Source organism: Phormidesmis sp. 146-33 (assembly GCF_052939515.1).
In genome coordinates, this window is the sequence record NZ_JBJPHU010000016.1 from 77,463 (window position 1) to 87,419 (window position 9,957).

At 49.2% G+C, this 9,957-nt stretch carries 6 protein-coding genes; 5 read left to right on the forward strand and 1 reads right to left on the reverse strand.

What is annotated here, in order from left to right:
• The first annotated feature begins 130 nt into the window (after positions 1-130).
• From ACJ2PR_RS09160 to psbA, 3 genes are all read left to right on the forward strand, one after another.
• Positions 131-901 carry an Rpn family recombination-promoting nuclease/putative transposase gene (locus tag ACJ2PR_RS09160; RefSeq protein WP_446876798.1) on the forward strand — a complete coding sequence of 257 codons (771 nt, stop codon included), beginning with the start codon at positions 131-133 and terminating at the stop codon, positions 899-901.
• Between the two features lie 169 nt (positions 902-1,070).
• Entirely contained in the window at positions 1,071-1,451 is a 381-nt protein-coding gene (locus ACJ2PR_RS09165) for a nuclear transport factor 2 family protein (protein ID WP_446876799.1), read from the forward strand.
• A gap of 548 nt (positions 1,452-1,999) precedes the next feature.
• Positions 2,000-3,082 (forward strand): photosystem II q(b) protein, encoded by a 1,083-nt coding sequence (gene psbA / locus ACJ2PR_RS09170; protein ID WP_446869285.1) that lies wholly within the window; start codon positions 2,000-2,002, stop codon positions 3,080-3,082.
• A 195-nt stretch (positions 3,083-3,277) separates the two neighbouring features.
• Here psbA and ACJ2PR_RS09175 read toward each other — a convergent pair whose 3' ends face one another.
• Positions 3,278-6,514, reverse strand: coding sequence for a DEAD/DEAH box helicase (locus ACJ2PR_RS09175; protein ID WP_446876800.1), 3,237 nt, complete (start codon positions 6,512-6,514; stop codon positions 3,278-3,280).
• A 167-nt stretch (positions 6,515-6,681) separates the two neighbouring features.
• On the opposite strand from ACJ2PR_RS09175, the gene ACJ2PR_RS09180 reads away from it, so the two are divergent.
• On the forward strand, positions 6,682-7,254 hold the full coding sequence (locus tag ACJ2PR_RS09180) for an N-acetyltransferase family protein (RefSeq protein ID WP_446876801.1): 573 nt from the start codon (positions 6,682-6,684) through the stop codon (positions 7,252-7,254).
• A 228-nt stretch (positions 7,255-7,482) separates the two neighbouring features.
• Positions 7,483-9,633, forward strand: a complete 2,151-nt coding sequence (locus ACJ2PR_RS09185) for a polyribonucleotide nucleotidyltransferase (protein ID WP_446856493.1) — start codon at positions 7,483-7,485, stop codon at positions 9,631-9,633.
• The last annotated feature ends 324 nt before the right edge of the window (positions 9,634-9,957 follow it).

The window sequence follows — 9,957 nt, forward strand, 5'->3', positions numbered from 1 at the left end:
AACTAGTGCCGAAAAGCCTTGAAAATTCGTGAGAATAGGGAAATGATCGTGATGTGGCGATCATTCATCGAATTTTAGAGTTGTTCAAAACTAAACTGGTATCTCTCAGCGTACAATTGCTCTATTTTCGATGTACGACGATACCTACCGATACCTTGCTGAACACTTCTCCTCAGACTTTGCCAGGTGGCTGCTCGGAGAATCTGTCACGATGACCGAACTTCAACCCTCCGAACTCTCACTCGATCCGATTCGTGCCGATGCTCTGATTTTGCTGGAGTCAGACAAATCCATTTTGCACATTGAGTTTCAAACTCTGCCAAAGAATATGATTCCCTTCCGCATTCTGGATTATCGGGTGCGAATGTACCGCAAAGACCCCAACAAATCTATGCGGCAAGTCGTGATTTACCTAAAGCAGACGGCTTCTGAGTTGGTCTATCAAACCAGTTTTACGGTGGAACGAACCCGTCATGAGTTTGATGTGATTCGACTGTGGGAGCAGCCTGCTTCACTGTTTCTGCAATATCCTGGGTTGGTTCCCTTTGCGGTGCTAGGGCAAAGTGCAGATGCAGAGGAAACGCTGCGCCAAGTGGCTCAAAGAGTAGAGCAGATTGCAGACCCCACGACCAAAGCGAATTTAATGGCAGCGTCAGGAATTTTAGCCGGGTTAAAATTAGAGCAAGAAGTGATTTATCGTCTGTTGCGGAGAGACACCATGCAAGAATCTACGGTTTATCGTTCAATCTGGAGAGAGGCTGAGGAAGAAAAGACGCGGGTGATCGCACTCAACTTTCTACGAGATGGCTTGTCGGTCGAATCTGTTGCCCGTGGAACAGGGTTATCGATCGAAGAAGTCCAACAGCTTCAACAGCAAATAAACGAATCCGCACAAAGCTGATCGTCGGCTAAATTCTATTAACAGATCGTACATGCAAGCTACCCACAACTTTATATGAATGTTCTGTATAAATATATTGATGAGTAAATTGTGATGAATAGTTTGTGTGTCCACACATAACTAAGCGCTTCATTTGTCATTTAGATATTTCATATGAAGTCATGGCCCTATGGATGAGCTGTCACTGTTGTCCACGCTCCGCGAATTAGAGTGTGAGCTTCATCAGCCGAAGTGCCGAGGCGATCGAGATCGTCTGTCACAGTTGCTTGCTCCTGACTTTAGAGAGTTTGGTCGATCAGGAGCCTCATACACGCGCGATCGCACCTTGATGTTGTTGCCGACTGATCCGGAGCCGTCACAGATCCATGCTCAAGACTTTGCTATGAACAAGCTTTCAGATTCGATCGCATTACTCACCTACCGATCGGCTCACGTGAACACATCGGGAGAATTGTTCAGGCACACTAATCGATCGTCGATCTGGCGGCTTGATTCATCAGGCTGGCAGATGGTGTTTCATCAAGGCACCCCCACAGACCCTTTTGACTAACCCGGCGTTTCGTAAAATTGCAGGTAGGATGAATTTAAATGAACGCGGGTTTGTATGAACAATTTGTATTTCTGAAAGAGTCAGGAAAACGATCGGATGCGAAAGCTGCTTTAGACTCGTTCATCAATTCATTTGCATCTCTAGAAGAAATCAGCGCTTGGGTGTTTCCATTTCTGGAAGGAGAGAATCTTAAAATGATGAAGCGTTCTCGATGAGGGCGCTTTTTTGATGTAAGGAATTGTAAACTTTACATTGCAAAAGATGTTTATAAATTAAGAAAGTTTGACTTGGGAATGCTTGAAACAACCCGAATTCATTCTCTAAGTTTTTATAAAGAAACAAGATTTTTGTTAATGAACTTTTGTAAAAGAACTAGTGCCGAAAAGCCTTGAAAACTCGTAAAAGTGCAAGCACGATCGCTCAAGAAAATTAACAAAAACCCCCTAGAAAAATGAAGATAAATATCCGTAAGATGAATGCAGGTAAATTATTTGCCGATTCATTCGTTACGGCTATATTTTTTGTCGTTTCACGCAATTATCACCACTATGACCACAACATTAGAAAGACGCGACGGCGGCAATCTGTGGGATCGGTTTTGTGACTGGGTGACCAGCACCGATAACCGGATTTATGTCGGCTGGTTTGGGGTTCTCATGATCCCCACTTTGCTGTCTGCAACGATCTGCTTCATCATTGCATTTATCGCTGCGCCCCCCGTTGATATTGACGGCATTCGTGAGCCTGTAGCTGGCTCCCTGATGTTTGGCAACAACATTATTTCGGGTGCAGTTGTTCCTTCCTCCAACGCGATCGGCTTGCACTTTTACCCCATCTGGGAAGCCGCTTCTCTGGATGAATGGCTGTACAACGGTGGCCCTTACCAACTGGTTGTTCTCCACTTCCTGATTGGCATTTTTTGCTATATGGGTCGTCAATGGGAACTCAGCTACCGTCTGGGAATGCGTCCCTGGATTTGCGTTGCCTATTCTGCTCCTTTGTCGGCTGCGCTGGCTGTTTTGTTGATCTACCCGATCGGTCAAGGCAGCTTCTCAGATGGAATGCCTCTGGGAATCTCTGGCACCTTCAACTTTATGATCGTGTTTCAAGCTGAACACAACATTTTGATGCATCCCTTCCACATGTTGGGTGTCGCGGGTGTGTTTGGTGGCAGCTTGTTTTCGGCGATGCACGGCTCACTCGTCACCTCTTCTCTGGTGCGTGAGACAACCGAAAACGAAACGCAGAACGCGGGCTACAAGTTCGGTCAGGAAGAAGAAACCTACAACATTGTGGCGGCTCACGGCTACTTTGGTCGGTTGATCTTCCAATATGCGTCGTTTAACAACTCGCGATCGCTGCACTTCTTCTTGGGTGCGTGGCCCGTCGTTGGGATCTGGTTTACCGCTTTAGGTGTCAGCACGATGGCATTTAACCTGAACGGCTTTAACTTTAACCAGTCGGTTCTCGATTCTCAGGGTCGAGTCATCAACACTTGGGCTGACATGATCAATCGTGCCAACTTGGGGATGGAAGTGATGCACGAGCGCAATGCTCACAACTTCCCGCTGGATCTGGCTTGTGAAGAGGCAACTCCAATTGCTCTACAAGCTCCTGCAATCAACGGCTAATCTAGTCGGTTAAATCTCTATAAAAGTCCTCGATCGTTCATCGTTTCGGGGACTTTTGCTATTTGAACCGAACAATATCTTGTCTCAAAGTCTCCCAGAATTGGGGGATTTAGGGGGCAGAAGCTGACTAAAACGAAGCAAAAAACTCGAAATCGAGTTACCCCCAGGGGGTCAAATTCACGCAAACTTAGTAGGCTATTCTTCTCCGATCACGGCACTGCGATCGAGTAGCAGCAAATTCCGTAGTTGGTCGGTGTCGAGGTCTGTGAGCCAGCTTTCACCAGCGCCAATTACCTGTTCTGCAAGCGCTTTTTTGCTTTCGATCATCTCGTGAATGCGCTCTTCTAAGGTGCCAGTGCAAACAAATTTGTGAACCTGAACGTTGCGAGTTTGTCCGATGCGAAAGACACGATCGGTTGCCTGGTTTTCGACAGCCGGATTCCACCAGCGATCGAAGTGAAAGACGTGATTGGCGCGAGTTAGATTTAACCCGACACCGCCCGCTTTGAGCGACAGAATGAAAATGCGCGGCCCTTGAGGATCTTGTTGGAAGCGATCGATCATTTCTTCTCGCTGCTTTTTGGAACTGCCGCCATACAGAAAGAGCGTTTCTCGTCCCAGTTGCTTTTCGAGATGGGCTTTGAGAAGTTTTCCCCATTCTGCAAACTGCGTGAAAATTAAGGCCCGATCGCCCTCCGCCACCGCTTCTTCGAGCATTTCTTCTAAGCGTTGCAGTTTACCCGATCGAGATTGAAAGATTGAACTGTCAGGGTCAGGAATGGGCTGATCGGTTTCTTCTGTTTTAAGCAGTCCTGGATGGTTGCAGATTTGCTTAAGTTTGGTGAGCAGTGCCAGAATAATTCCCTTACGCTGGATGCCTTCAGCGGCTTCGATGTCTTTGAGAGAACGATCGACCACGCCTTGATAGAGTGCCGCCTGCTCGGCCGACAGTCCACAAAAGACGGTCATCTCTTGTTTGTCGGGCAGGTCTTGAATGATGTCACGATCGGTCTTCAGTCGCCGCAAAATAAAAGGTTGAGCCAGCGATCGCAATGTTTGTAGAGAAGTCGTGTCGCCGTATCGCTCGATCGGAATGGCAAATCGCCGCTGAAAAAAGTTTTTAGGCCCTAGATAGCCCGGATTCAAAAAGTCCAGAATTGACCACAGTTCAGATAGCCGATTTTCGACGGGCGTTCCAGTTAGGGCGATGCGAAACTGAGTTTCTAACTGCCGAACGGCTTGCGATTGTTTTGACTCGACATTCTTGATATTTTGCGCTTCGTCTAAGACCACGCCCTGCCAGGGAACGGTCGTCAACGCTTTGAGATCTCGCTGCACCAGGGTATAGCTGGTAATCACCAGATTGTATTTCTTCGCTTCTTTGGTGAAAGTCGCTCCCTGGGGACGTTTCTCGCCATGATGAACGATCGCTTTGAGCGTCGGGGCAAACTTTTTCACCTCTCGCTCCCAGTTTCCCAGCACCGAAGTCGGACACACTAATAAAATTGGCTGCTCCAAATTGCCCTGCTGCTTAAGATGCAACAAAAAGGCGATGAATTGAATCGTTTTGCCCAAACCCATATCGTCGGCGAGACAGGCTCCCAAGCCCCACCGTTCCAGAAAGGTCAGCCACGCTACGCCGCGCGATTGATAGGGACGCAGTTCGCCTTGAAAATCCTTTGGGGTCTCTATTTCTTCGACGGGCTGGTTTCCGGTCAGAGTCGTCACCAATTCTTGCAGGGCACCGGACGCTTCAAAACTGACCACGGGCAGCTTCTCGATCGTCTGTGTGTCACCACTACTAATCCGCAGCGCATCCTCAAGTGAGAGCGTTGTCTGATCTTTGCGGGCTGCAAAAAACGACTGGGCGGATCGAATGTCCTGCGATCGCAACTCCACCCATTCCCCATTGATTTCGACTAAGGGAGTGTTCATCGCGACCAGGCGATCGAATTCTGCTTTCGATAAGCTGTGTCCGCCAATGGATAGCTCCCATTCAAAATTTAGCAGACTTTGCAATCCCAATCGTACTTTTTTTCTGGTCGGCGTAGAGGCTCGAATTTTGAGTCCCAGCTTATTCGCCCAGCCGCCCCGATTTGCCAAACTCGCAGGCAAAATCACTCCCAATCCGCTGTCTTGCAATCTCCAAGCCATATTCATAATAAAGTCGTAGGCTTGAGTCGGATTCAGGTGACACACTTGCGGGCGGGCTTCTTCAAGGCTTGGTTCGATCAGATTGTAGACACGAGAAGCCAATCCCAATCCCATCAATAACGTCTCTTGGGGATGGTCGATCGTGCGTCCCAAATAAGCAAATCGATCGACGGGATTTTGCCAAATAATCGGAGCGCTGATCAGAAAATCAGGATCATCGATCGCTTGTAAACAATAGTTCAGCGTCCAATCTTTTTGATAGTTGTTGGCAGGCGGTTCAAGCTGAAAACAAGTGCGAAACTGAGCGGTTTGATAATTCCGTAACGGTGCTTTCCAGGCTGTCAGGGCGGATTCGAGGCGATCAAGTTCCCTGATCTCTAACCGTCTGGCAGGCTGACCCAGGGATTGTAGCCATTCTTGCAGCGGAGAATCAATGGCGATTGCGTCACGAGACGGTTTCAATGGTTGCTGACTGGTCATCAGGCGGACTTGTGCATCCGTGACCTGATTCAAAAAGTCCAACAGCAGCGCTTGAGGTTCTGGGGGCAGTTTGATCGAGAAGGTTTCTGCCAAACTTTGCTGATAGGTGCGACAGACTGACGGCATCTGACGACCAAAATGCCCCAATCGCGCTTGATCGGTGGAACTGTCAAGCAACGCTTCCCAAACGCCAAATTGCTCAGTCAGTCCGGGGAGAAACTTCGATCGTGCCAGCAGATCCCAACTCCAGCGGGCCACATGTGACCAATAGCGCAAATCGCCGCCCACAAACGATTCCTCGTCACTCAAGCCACTTAGCGGCAGCGAATTCAAAAACCTCAGCGCTTCCAGAGGATTCAACGCCAGTCCTTCAAGTTTCCACGGCGCTAACAAAACAGACTCGCCCAGACCCGATGCGGCCGACAGTTGCGGAACTAATCCTTCTTCTGAATCGGGTGTCCCGGTTGGCAGTGCCAAAACTTGTGATTTCCAGCGGTCAGAGGGCGCGATCGTCGAAGCTGACTTTCGGTCTCGTTTGGTAGAACTGGACACTTCTAACTCTTTTAAAAGCGGCAACCGGAGACTTTTGACTTGTTGAAGTGAAGTTAAAAACTCGACTAGCTCCGATCGACTCATGGCATAAGGATGGGCTGGAATTAGCGCCTGCTCTGGCTTTCCTTCTTCTAATCTGCGCCAGGTTTCGCCCCATATCAGCAAACAGCCCTCGCTCAAAGGACGTTCATGCTCGTCTTGAAACGCTTGCGACTGGAAGATCCAACTACCATGTAAAACTGCCATTCGAGTTAAAAATCCCTAAAATTGTTTTAGTCAGACACGCTCGACAAAGAATGCAGCAGGACGTCGGGGAAAGTCAGAATTTTAGGTAAATGTCCAGGGTCTCTAGCGTAGCGGGTCTCGTTTGTCACTCACCAAATTTTAGCGATCAACCTGATTTAGCTAACATAATGATGGTATTGCGATCGTCTGAAATGATGGTACAACTTCCGCTTGATAAAACTTTAAGAAACGGTGAAACAGTTCGATTAGACCAAATGCAAGCGGCTGAAGGAGAGAAGGTGCGATCGCTTTTTAATGCGGTGATCGTCGAGGGAGAAACCTATCCTCAGAAACATCCCCTTTCTAAAACTGAGTTTGCCGCTTATTGGCTCGTTGGAGATGCTTTTGTCGTTCGCAACAGTTCGCCTTCCTCCCCGACTAATCAAACCAAAATTTTAGCGGCCTTCTTCATCAAACCCAACTTTCCTGGACGCTGTAGCCATATTTGTAACGCTGGCTTTATTGTACAACCTGAAATGCGAGGTCTGGGGATCGGTCGCCTCATGGGAGAAGCTTTGCTGGAGTTAGCGCCTACACTTGGTTACAGCGCAATCATGTTTAATCTCGTCTTTGCCACTAACACAGCCTCAATTCAGCTTTGGAAGTCACTCAACTTTGAGATCATCGGTCACATTCCCAACGCTGTACAACTAGAGGATCAGACGGTTGATGCCCTGATTTTCTATCGATCGCTGGTTTGACCCACAAAAGCGTAAAGTTCTCAAAATCCAGCCCTCAAAATCCAGCCCTCAATCTTCAACCCCCAACCCTCAAAACTCCTTCCTGATTCAACAATAATGCTGACCTAAATTGTCGATTTTTGGACGCGAATTAGAACGCTGCAACCATTAAAAAAGTCAGCAAAAGTGTATCAGTGTTAGGATTGCGTCAGGACGAAAAAAAAGAACAAAGAAAGGAAAGGACACTTCATGCAAGAGTTCGAGAAGTCAATATCCTTTGATGGTAGGGATATTCGACTCAAAGTTGGATTGCTCGCTCCCCAAGCTGGAGGTTCGGTGTTAATCGAGTCGGGTGATACGGCAGTTTTGGTCGCTGCAACCCGTGCCCAAGGTCGAGAAGGCATCGATTTTCTACCGCTCCTTGTCGATTATGAAGAACGAATGTACGCAGCGGGTCGGATTCCCGGAGGCTTTCTGAGACGAGAAGGCCGCCCCCCCGAAAAGGCAATTCTCACCTGTCGGCTAGTCGATCGCCCGCTGCGCCCCTTATTTCCCCTCTGGCTACGCGATGATATTCAGGTTGTAGCCACTACGCTGTCGATGGATGAAATGGTGCCTCCGGATGTGTTGGCGGTGACGGGCGCTTCGATCGCCGTTCTCTTGGCCAAGATTCCCTTTAATGGGCCGATGGCCGCCGTGCGCGTTGGCTTAGTCGGCGATGATTTTGTGATCAATCCCACCTACAAAGAGATTGAATCGGGCGATCTGGATCTCGTCGTCGCAGGCACGCCCGATGGCGTAATCATGGTCGAAGCGGGCGCAAATCAACTGCCTGAGCAAGACATGATCGAAGCGATCGATTTTGGCTACGAAGCGGTGCGCGATCTGATTGCTGCCCAGCTAGAACTCATCAAAGAACTGGGTATTGAACTGGTGAAGGAAGAAGCGCCGGCGATCGACCCCACGCTAGAAGACTTTATCCGAGAGCGAGTGACGGCTCCGGTCAAAGAGATTTTAGGCAGATTTGAGAAAGACAAGCACGTTAGAGAAACGGCGCTAGATGCGGTCAAAAAGTCGGTGGTCGAAGCGATCGCCGAACTTCCTGAAGAAGATCCGGTCAAAGTCGCGGCGGTTGCCAATCCCAAAGCGTTGAGCAATACGTTTAAGGATGTCACCAAAACGCTGATGCGCCGTCAAATTGTCGAAGACGGTGTGCGCGTCGATGGTCGCAAACTAGATGAAATTCGCCCGATTTCCTGTCGAGTTGGCGTGTTGCCGCGTCGGGTGCATGGCAGCGGCTTGTTTAACCGTGGATTGACTCAGGTGATGTCGGCGGTGACGTTGGGCAGTCCGGGAGATGCTCAAGATCTTGACGATTTGCACCCCGACGAAGAGAAGCGCTATCTGCACCACTACAACTTTCCGCCTTACTCAGTGGGTGAAACGCGCCCCATGCGATCGCCCGGTCGTCGAGAAATCGGTCACGGTGCCCTGGCAGAACGTGCGATCGTTCCCGTCTTGCCGCCCAAAGAGCAGTTTCCTTACGTGATCCGAGTGGTTTCTGAGGTGCTGTCTTCCAATGGTTCGACTTCGATGGGTTCGGTTTCTGGCTCGACTCTGGCGCTGATGGATGCGGGTGTGCCGTTGATCAAGCCTGTGGGCGGTGCTGCGATGGGGTTGATCAAAGAAGGTGAAGAAATTCGTATCCTCACCGACATTCAGGGTATCGAAGATTTCTTAGGCGATATGGATTTCAAAGTCGCGGGAACGGACACCGGGATTACCGCTCTGCAACTGGATATGAAGATCACAGGCCTGCCCATGAGTGTGATTGCAGACGCGATCAACAAGGCGAAACCTGCGCGGATTCATATTCTCAACAAAATGCTGGAGGCGATCGACAAGCCCCGCCAAGACATGTCACCCTTTGCGCCTCGGTTGCTCACCCTCAAGATTGATCAGGATTTGATTGGTCTGATCATTGGCCCTGGTGGCAAAACGATCAAGGGCATCACTGAGGAAACGGGAGCCAAAATCGACATTGACGATGATGGCACGATTACGATTTCCGCAGTCGATGGCGAGAAGGCCAAACGCGCCCGGAGTATTATTCAAGGCATGACGCGCAAGCTGAGTGCAGGGGATGTCTATGTGGGCAAAGTGACGCGGGTGATTCCGATCGGAGCCTTTGTCGAGTTTCTTCCTGGCAAGGAGGGCATGATCCACATTTCTCAACTGGCGGATCATCGGGTCGGCAAGGTCGAAGATGAGGTGACGTTGGGCGATGAGGTGATCGTCAAGATTCGTGAAATTGACAATCGGGGTCGCGTGAATTTGACTCGGTTGGGCATTCACCCAGATGAAGCTGCTGCCGCTCGTGGGGCTGTCACAGCTAGTTGAGGCTTGATTTAGTTAAAGATTTAGAAGTGATTCGTCCTCTAGCTTTGAGTTGGGGGGCGATTTTTTGTGGGTAAAGGGAGCCGCAAAGTGTCTGAAGGGTTGCTTTTTGAGAGAAACTTTGCGTCGATCGATGGCTCCCTAACTTCCTACACTCAATCTCCTACAGTTGCTCCTACAGTTGAATTGTCTTTTTGTTGTGCAATTCCTCCAAATGGATTAATGAACCCGCACCTATGACGATATCGAACTTCATTAAAGAACGCTGAATCTGATAGCCCGCTAACACGCGAATCACTTGATATTCAGTCGTCAAATCGCTCGTGC